At 46.2% G+C, this 17,714-nt stretch carries 21 protein-coding genes; 3 read left to right on the top strand and 18 right to left on the bottom strand.

All coding sequences use genetic code 11. The features are described 5' to 3' along the window. Nucleotides 1-16 precede the first annotated feature (16 nt). From leuD to A3Q3_RS0101075, 9 genes are all read right to left on the bottom strand, one after another. Nucleotides 17-655, bottom strand: a complete 639-nt coding sequence (gene leuD / locus A3Q3_RS0101115) for a 3-isopropylmalate dehydratase small subunit (RefSeq protein ID WP_020181721.1) — start codon at nt 653-655, stop codon at nt 17-19. Then, on the bottom strand, nt 656-784 hold the full coding sequence (locus A3Q3_RS0101110) for an entericidin A/B family lipoprotein (protein ID WP_020181720.1): 129 nt from the start codon (nt 782-784) through the stop codon (nt 656-658). 60 nt (nt 785-844) lie between these two features. After that, entirely contained in the window at nt 845-2,257 is a 1,413-nt protein-coding gene (leuC, locus tag A3Q3_RS0101105) for a 3-isopropylmalate dehydratase large subunit (RefSeq protein WP_020181719.1), read from the bottom strand. A 15-nt stretch (nt 2,258-2,272) separates the two neighbouring features. Next, nucleotides 2,273-2,767 (bottom strand): YajQ family cyclic di-GMP-binding protein, encoded by a 495-nt coding sequence (locus A3Q3_RS0101100; RefSeq protein ID WP_020181718.1) that lies wholly within the window; start codon nt 2,765-2,767, stop codon nt 2,273-2,275. Between the two features lie 103 nt (nt 2,768-2,870). Next, complete coding sequence (locus A3Q3_RS0101095) at nt 2,871-3,182, bottom strand: pyrimidine/purine nucleoside phosphorylase (RefSeq protein WP_020181717.1); 312 nt, start codon at nt 3,180-3,182, stop codon at nt 2,871-2,873. 28 nt (nt 3,183-3,210) lie between these two features. Then, entirely contained in the window at nt 3,211-4,431 is a 1,221-nt protein-coding gene (locus tag A3Q3_RS0101090) for an argininosuccinate synthase (RefSeq protein ID WP_020181716.1), read from the bottom strand. Nucleotides 4,432-4,461: 30 nt separating this feature from the next. Further along, nucleotides 4,462-5,376: an ornithine carbamoyltransferase gene (gene argF, locus A3Q3_RS0101085; RefSeq protein ID WP_020181715.1), complete on the bottom strand. Its 915-nt coding sequence runs from the start codon at nt 5,374-5,376 to the stop codon at nt 4,462-4,464. A gap of 24 nt (nt 5,377-5,400) precedes the next feature. Beyond that, nucleotides 5,401-6,603 carry an aspartate aminotransferase family protein gene (locus tag A3Q3_RS0101080; protein WP_020181714.1) on the bottom strand — a complete coding sequence of 401 codons (1,203 nt, stop codon included), beginning with the start codon at nt 6,601-6,603 and terminating at the stop codon, nt 5,401-5,403. A gap of 74 nt (nt 6,604-6,677) precedes the next feature. Then, a complete protein-coding gene (locus tag A3Q3_RS0101075) occupies nt 6,678-7,169 on the bottom strand; it encodes a urate hydroxylase PuuD (RefSeq protein ID WP_025224074.1) in 492 nt (163 codons plus the stop codon). 387 nt (nt 7,170-7,556) lie between these two features. Here A3Q3_RS0101075 and A3Q3_RS0101065 point away from each other — a divergent pair, with 387 nt between their 5' ends. The 3 genes from A3Q3_RS0101065 (at nt 7,557) to A3Q3_RS0101055 (ending at nt 10,300) form a co-directional block, all read left to right on the top strand. Then, nucleotides 7,557-8,693 carry an aromatic ring-hydroxylating dioxygenase subunit alpha gene (locus A3Q3_RS0101065; RefSeq protein ID WP_026361668.1) on the top strand — a complete coding sequence of 379 codons (1,137 nt, stop codon included), beginning with the start codon at nt 7,557-7,559 and terminating at the stop codon, nt 8,691-8,693. Nucleotides 8,694-8,698: 5 nt separating this feature from the next. Beyond that, on the top strand, nt 8,699-9,592 hold the full coding sequence (locus A3Q3_RS0101060) for a DMT family transporter (RefSeq protein ID WP_020181710.1): 894 nt from the start codon (nt 8,699-8,701) through the stop codon (nt 9,590-9,592). Between the two features lie 102 nt (nt 9,593-9,694). Then, on the top strand, nt 9,695-10,300 hold the full coding sequence (locus A3Q3_RS0101055; RefSeq protein ID WP_232418320.1) for a hypothetical protein: 606 nt from the start codon (nt 9,695-9,697) through the stop codon (nt 10,298-10,300). A gap of 13 nt (nt 10,301-10,313) precedes the next feature. Here the strand turns inward: A3Q3_RS0101055 and A3Q3_RS0101050 are convergent, their stop codons facing one another. The 9 genes from A3Q3_RS0101050 to A3Q3_RS0101010 all read right to left on the bottom strand — a co-directional run bounded on the left by A3Q3_RS0101050 (nt 10,314) and on the right by A3Q3_RS0101010 (nt 17,706). Then, nucleotides 10,314-10,952, bottom strand: coding sequence for a response regulator transcription factor (locus A3Q3_RS0101050; RefSeq protein WP_020181708.1), 639 nt, complete (start codon nt 10,950-10,952; stop codon nt 10,314-10,316). 33 nt (nt 10,953-10,985) lie between these two features. Next, nucleotides 10,986-12,332 carry a histidine kinase gene (locus tag A3Q3_RS0101045; RefSeq protein WP_025224069.1) on the bottom strand — a complete coding sequence of 449 codons (1,347 nt, stop codon included), beginning with the start codon at nt 12,330-12,332 and terminating at the stop codon, nt 10,986-10,988. A 129-nt stretch (nt 12,333-12,461) separates the two neighbouring features. After that, a complete protein-coding gene (locus A3Q3_RS0101040) occupies nt 12,462-13,301 on the bottom strand; it encodes a polyphosphate kinase 2 family protein (protein ID WP_020181706.1) in 840 nt (279 codons plus the stop codon). A gap of 111 nt (nt 13,302-13,412) precedes the next feature. Continuing rightward, a complete protein-coding gene (locus tag A3Q3_RS0101035) occupies nt 13,413-13,718 on the bottom strand; it encodes an EscU/YscU/HrcU family type III secretion system export apparatus switch protein (RefSeq protein WP_020181705.1) in 306 nt (101 codons plus the stop codon). Nucleotides 13,719-13,722: 4 nt separating this feature from the next. Continuing rightward, complete coding sequence (locus A3Q3_RS14080) at nt 13,723-14,763, bottom strand: flagellar hook-length control protein FliK (RefSeq protein ID WP_020181704.1); 1,041 nt, start codon at nt 14,761-14,763, stop codon at nt 13,723-13,725. Nucleotides 14,764-14,771: 8 nt separating this feature from the next. Beyond that, entirely contained in the window at nt 14,772-15,110 is a 339-nt protein-coding gene (locus A3Q3_RS13445; RefSeq protein WP_020181703.1) for a flagellar protein FliT, read from the bottom strand. Between the two features lie 8 nt (nt 15,111-15,118). Beyond that, nucleotides 15,119-15,595: a flagellar export chaperone FliS gene (fliS, locus tag A3Q3_RS0101020; RefSeq protein ID WP_020181702.1), complete on the bottom strand. Its 477-nt coding sequence runs from the start codon at nt 15,593-15,595 to the stop codon at nt 15,119-15,121. 17 nt (nt 15,596-15,612) lie between these two features. Further along, on the bottom strand, nt 15,613-17,295 hold the full coding sequence (gene fliD, locus A3Q3_RS0101015; protein ID WP_020181701.1) for a flagellar filament capping protein FliD: 1,683 nt from the start codon (nt 17,293-17,295) through the stop codon (nt 15,613-15,615). A gap of 51 nt (nt 17,296-17,346) precedes the next feature. Beyond that, entirely contained in the window at nt 17,347-17,706 is a 360-nt protein-coding gene (locus tag A3Q3_RS0101010) for a flagellar protein FlaG (protein ID WP_020181700.1), read from the bottom strand. Nucleotides 17,707-17,714 lie beyond the last annotated feature (8 nt).

The following is a 17,714-nucleotide window of genomic DNA, read 5'->3' as shown; positions in this document are numbered from 1 at the left end:
CCCTATTTCTAATGTGTTAATTAAACAGCCAAGGTTGTGTAGATTTGTGTTTCACTTCAAAGGTTTTAATCGCCTCCACATGCTGCAGCGTCAACCCGATATCATCTAAACCATTCAGCAAGTTATGCTTTCTCACCGCATCCACCTCAAAACCATAGGATTGACCATCTGGCGTACTTACCGTCTGTTTTTCCAAGTCAACAGTGAGCTGATAGCCAACATTGCCCTCTACAGATTTAAACAGCTGATTAACAATGTCATCCGCTAAAACAATTGGCAACAAGCCATTTTTAAAGCAGTTGTTAAAGAAAATATCCGCGTAACTTGGCGCGATAATCGCACGAAAACCATAGTCTTCTAGTGCCCATGGCGCGTGTTCACGGCTAGACCCACAACCAAAATTCTCTCTTGTTAGCAAGATGCTAGCTCCCTGATAACGTGCTTGATTCAGCACAAAATCAGGATTTTTTGCACGCCTGCTGTTATCCATGCCTGGCTCGCCATGGTCAAGATAACGCCACTCATCAAAGGCATTCGGGCCAAAACCTGAGCGCTTGATCGATTTTAAAAATTGTTTGGGAATAATCGCGTCCGTATCCACATTGGCACGATCCAACGGCGCAACCAACCCATTTAATAATGTAAAAGGCTTCATTTAGTTATTAGGCGATTTCTGGATTTTTTCGCCTACCTTTTCCACGTCTTTACCTAAACCATGCCATGTATTGCAGCCAGTTAAAACGCATGCTGCAGCCAATACCATCAACGCCAATAATTTATTCATTTCCAGTTCCTATCATTTCAGACGATTCATTACTCAAATTAACTTTTAAGAATCCAACTTTCAAACTAGCTGCCTGACATCAACAAAATGTCCTGCCACCGCTGCAGCGGCCGCCATTTCAGGACTCACCAAATGCGTACGTCCACCTTGCCCTTGGCGACCTTCAAAATTGCGGTTAGAGGTAGACGCACAACGTTCACCCGGCTCAAGTCTGTCTGCATTCATGGCTAAGCACATGGAGCAACCTGGCTCGCGCCATTCAAATCCAGCCTCTTTAAAAATTTTGTCCAAGCCCTCTTGTTCGGCTTGCGCTTTGACCAAACCAGAGCCTGGTACCACTAGTGCCAACTTGACATTGTCAGCCACTTTTTTACCTTTGGCGACACTGGCAGCTGCACGCAAATCCTCAATACGCGAGTTGGTGCAGGAGCCAATAAATACCTTGTCTATTTGAATCTGCTCAATCGGCGTATTGGCTTTCAATCCCATGTAGGCGTAAGCACGCTCCCAATCAGCACGTTGTACATCATTCTTGGCCATATCCAAACTAGGCACTTTGCCATCCACACCCACCACCATCTCTGGTGATGTGCCCCACGTGACTTGGGGCTGAATACCTTCTGCCTTCAACGCCACTGTCGCGTCAAATTGCGCGCCTTCATCACTGTGTAAAGTGCGCCAATAGGCCACAGCAGCATCCCATTGCTCAGCTTTCGGTGAGAATGGGCGGCCTTTCACGTAGTTGATGGTGGTATCGTCTACTGCCACCATCCCAGCACGCGCGCCCGCTTCAATCGCCATATTACATAAGGTCATACGGCCTTCCATGCTTAAACCACGGATGGCCGATCCTGCAAACTCAATCGCATAGCCTGTACCGCCTGCGGTACCAATTTTGCCAATAATAGCTAACGCTACATCTTTCGCAGTCACACCATGGCCTAGCTGACCGTCTACCTTGACCAACATTGATTTGGAGCGCTTTTGCACCAAGCATTGCGTCGCCATCACGTGCTCTACTTCCGAGGTGCCAATACCATGGGCCAATGCACCAAATGCACCATGCGTGCTGGTATGCGAGTCACCACACACCACTGTCATGCCTGGCAAAGTAGCGCCTTGCTCAGGGCCAATTACATGCACAATGCCTTGACGCACATCGTCCATTTTAAATTCGGTGACACCAAACTCGCTGCAGTTAGCATCCAAGGTCTGCACCTGCAAACGAGAGATAGGGTCGGCGATGCCCGCTACACCCGTACTTCTATTGGTAGTTGGCACGTTATGATCAGGCACGGCTAGTACGGAATTAATCCGCCACAACTTACGGCCAGCCAATTTCAACCCCTCAAATGCTTGTGGGCTGGTGACCTCATGCACTAAATGGCGGTCGATATAGAGCAATGCGGTGCCATTTTCTTCTCGCACCACATGACTATCAAATAATTTATCGTACAAAGTCTTTACAGACATACTCTTAACCTATGATTAATCTCTAAAGTTACCAAACTGCAACGGAAAATCCGTCACATTCTTTTTACAAAAGGCAATCGCGTCTTGCAGCACATCACGTTTAGCGCCATTTACACGCACCGTATCACCTTGAATGCTGGCTTGCACTTTCATGCCTGAATCTTTAATCAATTTAGTCAAGCGCTTAGCCAGATCACTGTCAATCCCAGCGCGGATTTTCATCTCTTGCTTTACTTTATTACCAGACACTTTTTGCACGTCTTTATGCTCAAGGCGCTTGGTGCTATCCGGCTCTTTTTTTTCCATCGCCGGCAATAAAATATCTTTGACCTGATCTAACTGGAAATCGTTGTCGCCAAAAATCGTAATGATGCTGTCTTTTTCATTCAGCTCCACTTTGGCGGACGACCCTTTAAAGTCGTAACGATTGGTAATTTGTTTACCCGCAGTATCAATCGCGTTTTTTAACGCCACCATATCGACTTCAGAACTAATATCAAAACTAGGCATATTGTTTTTTCAACCTTTCAAGCGAAAGTAGTACTAGGCGCAACCGCGAAGACAGTACGAACAGTACGGCAAGCGATTGCAGCGACGTAATACTGAGCCACCATTACTCGAAGTGGCAAACGTAGTCTACTGTTTCTACTGTCTCTATATCGAACGAAGAATTACCCGCCACTGTGAATTTCTCACCAGCACTATAGGTTTTCCATTCCGTTTCGCCATTGAGGCGCACTTTACACACACCACTATTGATCTCCATCAATTCTGGTGCTGCAGTATTAAACGTCAGAACACTCGGGAATATGACACCAATCGTACTGCGTGTGCCATTAGGGAACATCACGGTGTGGCTGACACACTTACCATCGAAATAGATGTTTGCTTTTTTCTTTACACTGACATTGTCAAACTGAGCCATGCTTATCTCCTAACACTTATATTTATATTTACTTTTTATTTCTTAAATTCGCAGCAATGCGCATTCTGAGCGCATTCAGCTTAATAAACCCACCCGCATCTTTTTGATCATAGGCACCTTTATCATCTTCAAACGTTGCAATGGTTGAATCAAATAATGAATTGGTTTTACTGTCGCGGCCCACCACAATCACATTGCCTTTGTACAATTTGAGTCTTACCCAGCCATTGACGCTATGTTGCGTGTGGTCAATTAACGTTTGCAAAGTAACACGCTCCGGGCTCCACCAATACCCGTTATAAATCAAACTGGCGTAACGTGGCATTAAGTCATCTTTTAAATGCGCCACTTCGCGGTCTAGTGTAATGCTTTCAATGGCACGATGTGCTTTAAGCATAATCGTACCACCCGGGGTTTCGTAGCAACCGCGTGACTTCATGCCCACATAACGGTTTTCCACCAAATCCAAACGACCAATGCCATGCTTACCGCCTAAGATATTCAAGTTCGCTAAAAGCTCATGGGCTTTCATGGCTTGGCCATTGAGCGACACGGGATCACCATTGACGTATTCAATATCCAGATACTCTGCTGCATCCGGTGCTTTTTCCGGCGACACCGTCCAACGCCACATCGACTCTTCAGCCTCTGCAGCTGGGTCTTCCAAATGGCGCCCTTCGTAAGAAATATGCAGTAAGTTGGCATCCATCGAATATGGGCTTCCACCTTGCTTATGTTTCATGTCCACTGGGATGCCATGCTTTTCAGCATAAGCCATCAACTTTTCACGGCTGAGTAAATCCCACTCACGCCAAGGCGCGATAATTTTGATATTCGGGTTAAGCGCATAAGCGCCTAGCTCAAAACGTACTTGGTCATTACCCTTACCTGTTGCGCCATGAGAAATCGCATCCGCTTTGGTTTCAGCGGCAATTTCAATCAATCGTTTAGCAATCAATGGGCGGGCAATAGAAGTCCCGAGCAAATACTCGCCTTCATACACAGTGTTGGCACGGAACATCGGGAATACGAAATCACGTACAAACTCTTCACGCACGTCATCAATGTAAATCTCTTTGACGCCAGCCGCTTTGGCTTTGGCGCGCGCAGGCTCAAGCTCTTCGCCTTGGCCCAAGTCAGCGGTAAATGTGACCACTTCACATTGGTACTCATCTTGCAGCCACTTTAAGATCACAGAGGTATCTAAACCACCGGAATACGCCAACACGGCTTTTTTAATTTCGCTCATTTCTCTTTACCCAACTCTTCAATATTGAATTTAAACTTTACCCAACAACAAATATTCCATTAATGCTTTTTGCACGTGCAGTCTGTTCTCTGCCTCGTCCCACACCACGGAGTGTTTACCATCAATCACATCGGCTGCAACTTCTTCACCACGGTGCGCAGGCAAACAGTGCATAAACAGCGCATTTTCTCCAGCCACACGCATCATGTCCGCATCTACCTGCCAATCCGCAAAGTCTTTGCGACGCTCTTCATTTTCCGCCTCAAAACCCATGCTTGTCCATACATCGGTTGTGACTAAATCCGCACCCTTAGCAGCCTGCATAGGGTCCGCAAACTCCTCAAAGTGATCAGTGCCGTAGAGGTTAGCGCGCTCCGGCTCTACCTCGTATTCTGGCGGCGTAGATACATGCACATTAAAATCGAGCACTTCTGCCGCTTGCAACCAAGTATTGCAGACATTATTAGAATCCCCTATCCACGCCACTGTTTTCCCTTGTATAGAGCCGCGATGCTCGATAAAGGTAAAAATATCGGCCAAAATCTGACATGGGTGATACTCATTGGTTAATCCATTAATCACCGGTACACGTGAGTTGGCCGCAAAGCGTTCAATGATGCTTTGCTCAAAAGTACGAATCATCACAATATCACTCATGCGTGAAATCACTTGTGCTGCATCTTCTACTGGCTCGCCACGCCCCAACTGTGAGTCGCGCGTATTAAGATAAATCGCACTACCGCCCAACTGCTGCATTCCCGCCTCAAACGACAAGCGTGTGCGCGTGCTGGCTTTTTCAAAAATCATGACCAGCGTACGGTCTGATAACGGCCAATACTGCTGATAAGACTTGAACTGCTTTTTAATCCAAGCCGCGCGCTGAAAGATATATTCAATCTCATCCCGCGCCAAATCATTAAATTGTAGAAAATGTTTAATCGCCATAACCCATCTCTCTTACTTCAGCACTTACTTTATCTCAGGCTTTTCAGCCGAAAGTAGAAATGTCTTTACGATGGGAACCAGACGATTCACCAACTCTTGCGCCTCTTGCTTGCTCATAATTAACGATGGCAATAAGCGGATCACTTTTTCTGCCGTCACGTTAATCAATAGCTTCTGCTCCAGCGCTAGCTTAACCAGCTCACCACAGGGCACATCCAACTCAATACCCACCATCAGGCCTGCGTTGCGAACATTGACCACGTGCTTATTGCCTGCAAATGCTTCTGCAATTTGTGTATTTAAAAACGCACCAATTACTTCGGCATTTTCACGCAGCTTTTCTTCCGCAATGATATCGAGCGTGGCAATCCCAGCGGCAGTTGCCAATGGGTTACCGCCAAATGTAGAGCCATGCTTACCTGGTGTAAACGTATCCGCAGCTGCACCTTTAGCCAGACATGCACCAATTGGTACGCCAGAGCCTAGACCTTTGGCTAACGTCATCACATCCGGCATGATGCCTGTGTGCTGAAATGCAAACCATGTACCGGTACGACCGACACCGCTTTGCACTTCATCTAGCATCAACAACCAACCATTTTCATCACATACCTGACGTAAGCCTTGAAAATAGGCTTTAAGGTCAGCTGGGATATGCACACCACCCTCACCTTGCACCGGCTCGACCAAAATGGCCACCACGTTGTTTTTGCGTTTTGCCACTTGCTTCACGGCTTCCAAGTCATCAAATGGCACACGCACAAAACCACTGACCAAGGGCTCAAAACCAGCTTGTGTTTTACGATTACCAGTGGCTGATAACGTTGCCATGGTTCGACCATGGAAAGCGCGTTCCATCACAATAATTTCCGGATTTTCAATGCCTTTGTTGTGACCGTACAAACGCGCCAACTTAATGGCAGCCTCGTTCGCCTCACAGCCTGAGTTACAGAAAAACACTTTATCCATACCGGAGATTTCAGCCAACTTATCGGCCAAGCGTGCTTGTTCTGCAATTTGATAAATATTAGACACATGCACCAAGCGTGCAACTTGTGCTTGAATCGCGGCGACAAACTTGGGATGTGCGTGCCCCAACCCATTCACAGCGACGCCAGACAACCCATCTAAATAGGCATTACCTTGTTGATCGTACAACCAAACACCCACGCCTTTATCAAAGGAGACTGGCTGTCTACCGTAAGTGTTCATCAAATGTTCAGACATAACTCAAACCTAAAAAAGTGAATACTAAAAAAGCAAAACGGCGGCTAAGGCCGCCGTTATTGCCTTAACTATATTTAAAACCCTAACACGGCGCGGTGACTCAATCCATTTGCCATAAAAAACAGCATAGGAATGGACAGCATGACATTAGTTCGTGACGCCAGCATGGCAACACGTCGCGCCTTGGCCTTGGCCGCATCGTCGGCTGGCACCATACCAAGAATCTTTTGCTGATTGGGCCATATCAATACCCAAACATTAAATAACATAATTGTCCCTAACCAAGCGCCCAAGCCAATCGCCTCGAAGCCATTGCGTAACAAGAATGCATCTGTGAAATTAGCACCCAATAAGGCAGCGCCCGCCAACCAAGTCACTACGGCAGCCCATCTAAACCACAACAACGCTCTAGGGGCCACATGCTTGCTAATTCCTGCCGCCGTACCATCTGCAGCAGCATCTTTTAACGCTGCCATTTGTACAAAATTAAAGTAATACAATAAGCCAATCCAAGTAATACCGGCTAAAAAGTGAATCCATCTTGCAATTGCGGGCATCCAATCCATGTTACACCCCCGCAACTAAAAAGTTTTTAAGAAAAAACACCAATACAACAGTTAACACCACACCTGAGATAATGGTACCTGCAACAGATTCCAACGGATTTTTCATGGCATGCTCCCTCTTGTGAAATTAGTTATTTTTATCAGCCTTGAGATTAGCGCAAATCTCAATTTTTAGCAAGAAAATTGACATGGAATACCCTCTTAACAGTAAGAATTAAAAAGGGTTTTTACCTTTTACCCGCACGTAAGTCACCACCAAAAAACCGATGCTATGGCTTGCACACGTTTGGACATTACATGCCGGCAATTCGATAAAAAACCTTTTCAATTCAATGAGATTCAGGCAAAATTGCACTCTTTTGTCGCATCAGCACACATTTAAGGTTTATGGTTTCGGTCACTTCTCTCCCTAAAGCATCTCATCAGGAAAAGTTTAGCCAGCTACCAATTCATTGGTATTTGAGTCCGGATATTTATCAATTAGAGGTCAACCATCTATTTGCGCAAGCGCCCAAATATATTGGCCATGCACGCATGATTCCCAATCCGGGTGATTACTACGCGCTAGACTGGATGGGCGAAGCGAAGGCGTTGGTTAATCAGGAAAATCGCATTCAACTGCTGAGCAATGTATGCCGTCACCGCCAAGCCATCATGCTGAATGGCCGTGGCAACACGCCAAATATTGTCTGCCCATTGCACCGCTGGACCTATGATTTATCAGGCAAACTCATAGGCGCGCCCCTATTCAAAGAAGACCCATGCCTACATTTAGCGCAATCACGCTTGCAGGAATGGCAAGGTCTGCTATTTGACATCACGCAAAAGCCGCACAATATTGCTGAGGAGCTTGCCGCACTTGGTTGTAAGCAGGCATTTGATTTTACCAACTACCATTTTGACAAAGTCAGCATTGAGCATTACCAGTTCAACTGGAAAACATTCATTGAAACGTATCTAGAAGACTATCACGTTGGCCCATTCCATCCAGGCTTGAATCAGTTTGTGAACTGCAACGATTTAACTTGGGAATTTGGCCAGCACTATAGCGTGCAAATAGTAGGTTACAAGTCAAGTCCGGATGTACATGCCTCACCTGTTTACCGCCAATGGCAACAATCGGTTGAACAGTACCATGGTCAGCAACGTCCACCATTTGGCGCTATCTGGTTTGTGTACTACCCTTACCTGATGATTGAGTGGTATCCCAATGTGCTGGTCGTTTCACATTTGATTCCTACCGGTGTTGAGAGCTGCACCAATGTAGTTGAGTTTTATTACCCAGAAGACATTGCTTTGTTTGAGCGCGAATTTGTGCAAGCACAGCAAGCCGCTTACGAGGAAACGGCTGTTGAAGACAAAGAAATTTGCCAACGTATGCACGATGGCCGCAAAGCACTTTATCTGCAAGGTATAGACGAGCGTGGCCCCTATCAACAACCACTAGAAGCCGGCTTGGAGCATTTCCATCGCTGGTACCGTGAACAACTCACTCCATTTCTACCCACAGATAGCGCCAGATAAGCGTCATGCGCGCTGGCAAACTACAATTATCAGGCCGGCTACCGCACCTTGGTAGCCTATGGATGCTGGTGGCTGCCATTGGGTTTGGGGTGATGGGTGCACTGGTTAAGCTTGGCTCACCAAAATTTTCCAACGCAGAGTTAGTGTTTTATCGCTCTATCTTCGGTTTAATCAGCATTTATGGGTACATTGCTTATCACAAGCTCCCACTGCGTACGCCGGTATTAGGCAAGCAAGTGAGCCGTGCCGTGGTCGGGCTGATCTCATTGGCACTGTTCTTTTACGCCATTGCACACCTGCCACTGGCTACCGCCATCACACTCAATTACACCTCTGCATTATTTTTGGCAGCGCTCACGCCTTTTTTACTGCATGAGAAGCCAAAACCCATTTTATTAGGCACCATCCTGCTTGGCTTTCTTGGGATCGCGCTACTGCTAAAACCCAGTTTTTCTAGCCAAAACATGCTAGCTGGTGCGCTTGGTTTACTATCAGGATTTGGCGCATCAATGGCTTATGTACACGTAAAACAGTTAGGGGCACTACATGAGCCCGATTGGCGCACCGTGTTCTACTTTACCTGTATCTCGACAGTCATCAGCGGACTGTGGATGTTATTCGACCACTTTTCTGCACTGGCATGGCAAGACTTACCATTGCTATTAGGCTTGGGCGTATCTGCCACCATTGGGCAGCTGGCCATGACGCGTGCTTACAGAACAGGCAATACACTGATTGTGGCCAGCTTAGCCTATACCACCGTCATTTTTGCTACCTTGCTAGGCGTGATTTTTTGGCAAGAGACATTAAGTGCCAGCGAATATATCGCTATCGGCATGATTATTTTGAGTGGGATGATTAGCGTCAATACCACGACTCAGAAAAAATCAACCGCGTAAATCACACACAGAGTATCTAAGCTATAGACATTTAATTCACTTAGGATTAATCTTAATATCCTACTTTAACTTTATTGCGCTAATGACTTGATGTATAAACTTATGCATTCATTTCGATTGGTATGCTTTGTAAGCACATCTCTTGTGCTTTCCGGCTGTTTGGGTGGCACCATCGCGCAACAAATCGCACGCTCTATTGCAACCAGCGTAGCGGATAACGCAATAGGAAGTGCGGTAGAAGCTGAAGATAAAAAGGCAGCCGCTAAGCAGCCAACACTCAACAGCATGTTGTACAACCCAACACCCGACCCCTACCGTAATGCCATGCTGAATATGGACTTTGCACCGCTGAAAGCAATCCAAGAGCCATTGCCCGAATACCCGACAGAAGCACAAGAAATTCCAATCGTGATTCTTAAAACCAACCCGCTAGTACAGGTGGAGTTATTTAACTTGTTGATTGGTGAAGAAAAGTTAGCGGTGTTTGAAAAAGCGCGCATGCAGGGCGCACTTAATTTACCAGATGCTGCTGAGTGGCAAGAGTGGCAGGTGGCAACAGGTAAAATTCAATCGCCTGAACAAAGCACGCAGACACTGATTACCTTTCTACTTCCACCTTCATTCGGCAAGCCCCCTAGTGGCAGCATGGCCACCGTGGAGTTGTCTCAATCCGGCGATCTCAATATCGCACGCTATAAATCCAACTAATGAAGAAAGTGACTTAAGGATCAATCAACCCACTGCGCATGGCGATTAACGCAATCTCGGCAGAGTTGTTGGCATTTAATTTTTGTTTGATATTGTAGAGATGGGTGCCCACTGTTCTTGGGCTTAAAAACAGCGTTTCTGCAATTTCGTTGGTGGTTTTGCCTTTGGCCAAAGACATAAACACTTCAAACTCGCGCTCGCTCAACACATCCACAGGGTTTTGCTCTCCGGACAATTGCTGAATGGCCATTTGTTGCGCCACACTGGCTTCTATGTATTTCTTACCACTGGCTACGCTACGAATCGCCTTAATCAACTCTTCTGCCGCACTGCGCTTCGTCAGATAGCCCATAGCGCCAGCATTCAGCACTCGCTTAGGGTGCACCGAGTCCTCGTGCGCGGACAGCACTAAAATTCTCGCATGGCTATCTTTGGCTAAAATACGCTCTATAGCCTCCATGCCGCCGATGCCGGGCATGGTGATGTCCATCACCACGACATCGGGTTTATGTTCTACATAGCCCTTAATACCAGCCTCACCGTTCTCAGCCTCCGCGATCACTTTAATATCACTTGCGGATTCCAGCAGCATTTTAAATCCCATGCGCACTACCGCATGATCATCCACCAGCATCACGTTAATCTGACCCATACCACTCCTTTTTCATTACATTCGCTCGCTATTTCAGGTATTCAATGCTTTTGGAATCACAATCGAGATTGTAGTTCCACGCGATTTTTTTTGCAGGCTAGACACAATATTAAACTGCCCGTGTAGTGCCTGCACTCGTTCGCGCATACCCAGTAAGCCAAAGTGATTGCTTTGATCTACCTGAGAAACTTCCATACCCTTGCCATCATCTTGAATCGTCAACGCTAAATCGCCCTGCTGATTTGCGTGTAGTTGAATGTGTACACGTTTGGCATCTGCATGTTTTACTACATTATTGATAGATTCTTGCACGATACGAAACACATTGATATTAATGTTTTCACCTAATTGATTGAGGTTGCCAGATAAATCCAGATCGATGGCCAGATTAGGGTGCTGGCTTTGACAGGTGTTGACTAAATCTCGCAGCGTTTCGCTCAAGCCTAAGTTATCTAGCGAGCCCGGGCGCAATTGGCGAATGATATTGTGCATGCCATCGTAAATATGATTGGCTGCGGCAACAATGGTTTGCGCACTTGCTTCGACATCGGGTGCTTTTTCTTTGGTTTTGTTGGCAATGGCCACCGCAAATGTTTTGATAGCTGTGACATATTGACCTAGTTCATCATGCAACTCACGCGCCAAACTTCTGCGTTCGTCCTCAATATGCTTTTGTATTAAGTGCGTAAGCTGACGGTTTTCTTCCAACTGACGCTCTGCATCTAACGAGACCACCATGCGGTTTAAACTATGTCCAATCTTATCAAACTCTGGCAACTTAAAGTCTGGCAACTTCACAGTCAGGTCGCCCTGCTCTACACTATTGATGGCATTAAGAATATGACGTACCGGACGCAAAGCATGGCTTAATAAAGCATATACCATTAAGTTAAGCGTCACAAAAAACCCTACACCTATCAGAATTAATTGCTGAAACCCGGACCATGCCTCTCGCACTGATCCACCAGGGCTAGAAGTCACAATTAAGGTGCCATAATGAATACGGCGCTGTACCGATTCTTTTTGCGGCTCTACTAATTTAACAAACCATTGTGGCGGTACCACATCGCTTTTAAAGGTCGATTCGGGCGAGATATAAAGCGGATTTCCCGCGTGATCATATAACTCGATATGGCTGCTACGTACATAGCCTAAAGAGCGCAAAAACTCTTGCATTACCAAATGCGTTGGACCAAAACTCGGGTTCATGGCAGAACTCACAATGACCGTATCTAACAGTTGCACCGTCACACGGGTAGCGGCTTCCACCCGTTCACGGATAGAAATACGTGTATCAATCACCAGTACCCAACCCACGGCGAGCATAAACGCGAGAGAAAGCATCGTCACCAGCAGATTTAATCTAAAGCGTAAACTCATACCATCCATGTGCAACAAAAACCGTAGTATCTGCGCAATTGCTCTCGCACCCCTAGTGTAAAAACCATTAAAAGTGTAAGAACCATTCAAAAGGCGTAAAAACTATTAAAAAACCTAAAACCAATCAAGCTAATCTTCTATGCTTATTTTCTTATATTCGGCTGGTACAGATGGATATTCAAGCTTGAGTGATTTAAGCGCATTCAGCAATAACCGGGATATCAGCAAGTTGCGATTGGTTTTGGAGTCAGCGGGCACTACATACCACGGTGCATAGCTGGTAGAGGTGGCTTGCAATGCATTCTCGTAAGCCACCATGTATTTTGACCACACAGCACGCTCATTTAAATCACCGGGATTGAATTTCCACGTTTTGGTAGGGTCATCTAAACGCTCTTGCATGCGCACTTTCTGTTCTTCTTTAGAAATATGCAGAAAACATTTGATGACGAGCGTGCCGGTTTCGGTCAACATGCGTTCAAAGTCATTGATTTGTGCGAAGCGGCGTTTACACTCAGCTTCATCTATCCAGTCGTGCACTTTTACAATTAGCACATCCTCATAGTGGCTACGATTAAAAATCACAATCTCGCCTTTTTTGGGCACTTGGCTGTGTACACGCCACAAATAATCATGCGCTAACTCATCTGCACTGGGGGCTTTAAAGCTGGCTAAACGAATGCCTAATGGATCACACTCACTGAACACATGTTTGACCGTGCCATCTTTTCCGCTGGCATCCATGCCTTGCAAAATCAGCAATACTTTATGCTTGGCTTGCGCATGCAAGATATCCTGCAATGCATTAATCTCTACCGCCAATTTTTCCAACGCTAATGCATCTTTGGCTTTGCTATCGCTGCGTTCAGATTTATCGTTAGGTTGAATACTACTTAAAGAGAATTTGCTATTTGGTTTGACTTTGTATTGGTCTAGATTTTTATCGAGCGATTTTTCTTGATTGGCCATGGTGAACCCCACTAACAGAACATCATCAATTTAACACGTCAGCCAGCAGATGCAAACTCACAATGCTTGTATGAAATTGGTCCGTAGGTGGCTATCTCTACGGCAGATGGTTTACTCGGTAAATGTTGTGGGTTGCTTGGCGAGTGCTTTTTCTTCTTCAATGCGGTACAGCCAAGCCAAAATTTCCGCAATGGCCAAATAAAGCGCTGGTGGAATATGCTGATCCAAATCCACCTGCATCAGCATTTGCATCAGCTCTTTAGATTCGTGCACGAACACATTATGCTCTTTGGCCAGCGCGATAATGTGCTCTGCCACCAAACCCTGCCCTTTTGCGACAACTCGCGGCGCATAATCGCCAGTGTCGTAAGCCAGCGCGATGGCTTGCTGATGATACTTTGTCGGCAGATGGCTCATAGGCTTATTCGCGCTCCTGTATCACAGTAGGCGTTTGCGTCACGGTCAATGCATCTATCGATTGGTGATTCTCTTGCATGGTTTGCGCCAGCTTGGTTTTTTGCTGCTGTAACAAGGCAAAGGTGTCGGTACGCCCGCTTTCCAAATGAATGCGCAAATGACCATTGACCAAACTTAGCTTGGCCTTTACTTCACCCAGATGTGGGAAATCAATCTTGAGTTCAGTCGCGGTCCAAGTCGCTTCTGGCGATTCCGACTGGGCTTGCGCATTGGAGTCCGAGGGTAAACGCTGCTGATAAACATCCCAAGTCATGGTTTGGCCCGGCCATACTTCGCCATGCCATGAAAAGCGCTGATGTTCCAGCACAGCTAACTGCTGAAACGTGATGTGTGCCGGATTAAATCCGGCTTGATTTTGCGGCTCTTGCCTCAATTGGCTCAACGCATATTGGCCTTGTGAAAGCGCCTGTAAATGCGACTCGTAAAATAAGCCTGTCTGACTTAGCGCTTGCTTTAAATCTTGCGCCACCAACTGTGGCTTGTTAGGGAAATGGGTAATCACGTTGATGGCTTCATAACGTGTAGATAGTTGCTGTGCTTCTGCTAGCCCCAGATACTGTCCAAGCAGGCTACCGGCTTGGCTTAAATTGACAGCTGTGCCGGTGTAGCCCACAGTGGAGGGTTGCTTGAGCAAAAAGGTGAGCTCAGGTTGCGCCTGCAAATATTGCAATGATAAAGTTTGCCCCAGTTTGGCCTGCTGTCCGATATCCATTTTCAGCAACAATGGCTGTGCCTGTGTTAGATTTGCTTGCGCTTGATTTGGATTGACCTGTGTTTGTTTTGAGTTAATTTGTACTAGAAAAGTCGTATCACTGACCCGTTGCATCACGCGTGCATCATAGGTCTCACCGGGAGTTAGCTGTTTTGCTTGCGCCGCCAGCTCTTGCGAAGGCGTATTGATTGCGCCCACCGGCAATACGGGGACCACGCGATAAACCGACCCAATCTGCTGGGGATTGCTTGGCTCTGGTTTATGAATAAACATGGCAAAAACTACATTTGATAAGCGCTATTCAACTTTGCTTGCATTTGCGCGGCTTGTGACTGGCTGGGTTGCACCCACTGGCTGAGCTTTTGCATCCATGGATGAATAAGCAATTTAAGCTGATGATCATCCGCCAGAATACGCTGAATAATCTCTATTTTCTGTGATTTGGTTTCTTGCGTGAGGATACTCGTGCGCTCTAACACTTTAATCTGCGCTACGTTTTCTAAGTAGCCAGCCTCTAATTCAGATACTTTATCCCAGTTATTCTGCTTGGCCGCAGCCAGCATTTGCGCCATGGTGTCGGCCAGTGCGGTGTATGCTGGTATCAGTGTTTGTGCTTGCATGTATACGCCTAAAATACTAATCGGTTATAGTTAGCTGGAATATTGGCTTGTGGCCGCATCGCCACTACTTTCGCCAGATCCGCAGCGTTTGGTTTTTGGTTTTCAATCGCTTCCCACGCGCCTTTCAGCTCTGTGAGCAGGCCAATCACTTCTTCAACCAATGGCGCTTGATTATGGATATTGGCCATGGTTAAACGTTGTGACATATAGGCGTACAAAGCATCTAAGCTTTGTGCGATCTCACCGCCAGCTTTTTTATCTAAGCTTAAACGTAGGCCACTTTCAATGATTAAAATGGCTTTAGAAATCATCTCACCTTTATGCTGTATATCTTGATTAGCCATGTGCGTAATGGCATTGCGGCAAGCCGAAATAGCGCCTTCATACAGCATCACCACTAATTTATTGGGGCTTGCGGCGACCACACCTGTTTCTAAACCCAATTGGGCGTAAACATTGGCACCATTACTTTTAAATCCAAACATGTTATGTCCCCTTTTTATTAGTTATTGCCGAGCGCTGAAATCTGCTGTGAGAGATACGAGCTTGTATTTTGCATACTCGATAACAGTGTATCCAAACGTGTGTATTGATCACGGTAACGTTTCTCAATCACGGTCATTTTCAAATTAAACGCATCGGTCTGTTGCTCCAAACGTTTCACTGAAGCCGTAATGCCATCCGTACGAGCTGCCAGCAAACCTTCATCGTCCAGCAAACCATCCAAAATATCATCCAACTGTGCAGCATAGCCTTTCACAAAAGTCACTGTACCGCGTGCGCCTGTGCTGCCTCCGGTCACTTTAATTCGTAAGCCTTCGCTGACATCACCGGCTGCACCAATCAACTCTTGATTCAAACCAGTGCCGGCAACACCGTTGATCATGCCTAGCATATTAGTATTATCGGAACCTAATTGCGAAACTGTAATGGGATAGGTGCCAGATTGTGTTTTACTGGTGCTACCAAGGTAAGATACTTGCGCATCCGAAGTCCTAGCAGAGGTCGAAAACAATGCTGCAATATCATCAAAATGGTTGCTAATCGCATCGGTCAGCTTAGTGCTGTCTAATGCCAATTTACCATCACGCTGAAAACTCACGCCAATGTCGGTCAACGAAGTAATCGTGCCGCCCGTATCCACCACTTTGGTCACCACAGATTTAATTTGCGCCGTGATATTGCGTGCAGTCGCATCGCCTAACAACTTACCGGAAGATTTTCCAGTTTCGTCATATTTGGTGAGGGTACGCAAGGTATCGTTCAGCTTGTTATACGCATCCACAAAGGCCGTCACCGATTCTTTGATTTTGGCTTGATCGGACGCCACAGCCAAATTGACGGGCTGACTATTGCTGGTGCCTAGCAAATTAAGGGTAATGCCTTCAATCGCATCACTCACACTATTGCTGGCTTTGACTACATCAATGCCATCAATATTGAGTAAGGCATTCAGTGGTGCTTGTAACTGGCTCATGTTCTTGCCAGCGCCCGCAGTCGATAATGGATCATAAGCCAATCTCGATAAACCCGTGTTATCCGTTGGATTACCGTCATCATCGGCTACGGTAATCTTCAGACTATTCACCTCGCCCGTTTCTTTAGAGGTAATCACCAAGCGATTGGCAGTACCATCATTGACGATGGTGGCCGTCACGCCACCATTGGCAGCGTTAATCGCATCTCGCACACCCGCTAGCGTGTTATTGCTTGCATCGATAGTGACATCAAATGAGGTCTTGTTTGGATTGGCAGTAAAGCTAGCAGGCGTGGCGGGTGAAACAATCTCAGGGGCATACGTACCAAACGCTATGGTCAATTTTCCAGTGCCGATGACATCCGTGGTATTGGCCACTCCATCTAAAGCAATTTTCTGTGATTTTGCGAGTTGATTCACGGTGATTGCGTAATCACCAATAGTTGCACTGCCATTTGCCGTAGCGGTAAACATGCTAGGCGTGGCAGATGTGGCAGATTGTGCGTTAAATTTGGAAGCAGCTGCCAGTGCACTGACCGAAGTTTGAAACGTGGAAAGTGCACTTTTTAAAGTGCCATAAGCCGTAAGCTTAGCTTCGTAAGCAGTTTTTTGGTTGGTAATTAAGGTGAGCGGTCGTTGTTCAACGCTCATTAAGCTACTGACAATTGAATTAACATCAATTGCTGAGGTACTTGAGACTGTTGCCATAATTATCCATCCTTAATATTTACTGCATCCTATTAAAGCGCACGCTTGCTGTTACGCCGTTTGTCTAATCACCAAGCCTTGTAACTTATCCAGCGTCTTGGTAATCGCCATTACTTCTTCGTTAGGAATCTGTCTTAACACTTTTTGGGTGGCGGTATCGACGACTTTGACGACAATCCGCTCAGATTCCTGATCAATTGAAAACTGAATGGTTTGTAACGCAGGCGCTACATAATCATTCAATTTCTTCACTGCGCCAGTCAATGTTGCTCTATCTAATTCAACAGCAGCTGGTAAAGACTCTTCTGGCTTCGTAACGACTTTTAGGCCACTAGTGGCCTGAACGGTTTGACTTCCTGGAACAGCAGTTAATTTAGCTGTACCGTATGCATCTAAAGAAGATTGGAACATGTTGTACT

This window comes from Methylotenera sp. 1P/1 (assembly GCF_000384355.1).
Taxonomy (GTDB): Bacteria; Pseudomonadota; Gammaproteobacteria; order Burkholderiales; family Methylophilaceae; genus Methylophilus.
This window is presented reverse-complemented; position numbering and strand designations above follow the sequence as displayed.

Bases quoted from the DNA above. Each gene is read 5' to 3' on its own strand.
- A3Q3_RS0101075 (WP_025224074.1), bottom strand. From the start codon at position 7,169: ATGGATTGGATGCCCGCAATTGCAAGATGGATTCACTTTTTAGCCGGT.
- A3Q3_RS0101095 (WP_020181717.1), bottom strand. From the start codon at position 3,182: ATGGCTCAGTTTGACAATGTCAGTGTAAAGAAAAAAGCAAACATCTAT.
- A3Q3_RS0101065 (WP_026361668.1), top strand. From the start codon at position 7,557: ATGGTTTCGGTCACTTCTCTCCCTAAAGCATCTCATCAGGAAAAGTTT.
- A3Q3_RS0101035 (WP_020181705.1), bottom strand. From the start codon at position 13,718: ATGAGCCATCTGCCGACAAAGTATCATCAGCAAGCCATCGCGCTGGCT.
- A3Q3_RS0101050 (WP_020181708.1), bottom strand. From the start codon at position 10,952: ATGGGTCAGATTAACGTGATGCTGGTGGATGATCATGCGGTAGTGCGC.
- A3Q3_RS0101055 (WP_232418320.1), top strand. From the start codon at position 9,695: ATGCATTCATTTCGATTGGTATGCTTTGTAAGCACATCTCTTGTGCTT.
- fliD (WP_020181701.1), bottom strand. From the start codon at position 17,295: ATGGCAACAGTCTCAAGTACCTCAGCAATTGATGTTAATTCAATTGTC.
- A3Q3_RS0101110 (WP_020181720.1), bottom strand. From the start codon at position 784: ATGAATAAATTATTGGCGTTGATGGTATTGGCTGCAGCATGCGTTTTA.
- A3Q3_RS0101045 (WP_025224069.1), bottom strand. From the start codon at position 12,332: ATGAGTTTACGCTTTAGATTAAATCTGCTGGTGACGATGCTTTCTCTC.
- leuC (WP_020181719.1), bottom strand. From the start codon at position 2,257: ATGTCTGTAAAGACTTTGTACGATAAATTATTTGATAGTCATGTGGTG.
- fliS (WP_020181702.1), bottom strand. From the start codon at position 15,595: ATGTTTGGATTTAAAAGTAATGGTGCCAATGTTTACGCCCAATTGGGT.
- A3Q3_RS0101040 (WP_020181706.1), bottom strand. From the start codon at position 13,301: ATGGCCAATCAAGAAAAATCGCTCGATAAAAATCTAGACCAATACAAA.
- A3Q3_RS0101100 (WP_020181718.1), bottom strand. From the start codon at position 2,767: ATGCCTAGTTTTGATATTAGTTCTGAAGTCGATATGGTGGCGTTAAAA.
- A3Q3_RS0101090 (WP_020181716.1), bottom strand. From the start codon at position 4,431: ATGAGCGAAATTAAAAAAGCCGTGTTGGCGTATTCCGGTGGTTTAGAT.
- argF (WP_020181715.1), bottom strand. From the start codon at position 5,376: ATGGCGATTAAACATTTTCTACAATTTAATGATTTGGCGCGGGATGAG.
- A3Q3_RS0101010 (WP_020181700.1), bottom strand. From the start codon at position 17,706: ATGTTCCAATCTTCTTTAGATGCATACGGTACAGCTAAATTAACTGCT.
- A3Q3_RS0101080 (WP_020181714.1), bottom strand. From the start codon at position 6,603: ATGTCTGAACATTTGATGAACACTTACGGTAGACAGCCAGTCTCCTTT.
- leuD (WP_020181721.1), bottom strand. From the start codon at position 655: ATGAAGCCTTTTACATTATTAAATGGGTTGGTTGCGCCGTTGGATCGT.
- A3Q3_RS0101060 (WP_020181710.1), top strand. From the start codon at position 8,699: ATGCGCGCTGGCAAACTACAATTATCAGGCCGGCTACCGCACCTTGGT.
- A3Q3_RS13445 (WP_020181703.1), bottom strand. From the start codon at position 15,110: ATGCAAGCACAAACACTGATACCAGCATACACCGCACTGGCCGACACC.
- A3Q3_RS14080 (WP_020181704.1), bottom strand. From the start codon at position 14,763: ATGTTTATTCATAAACCAGAGCCAAGCAATCCCCAGCAGATTGGGTCG.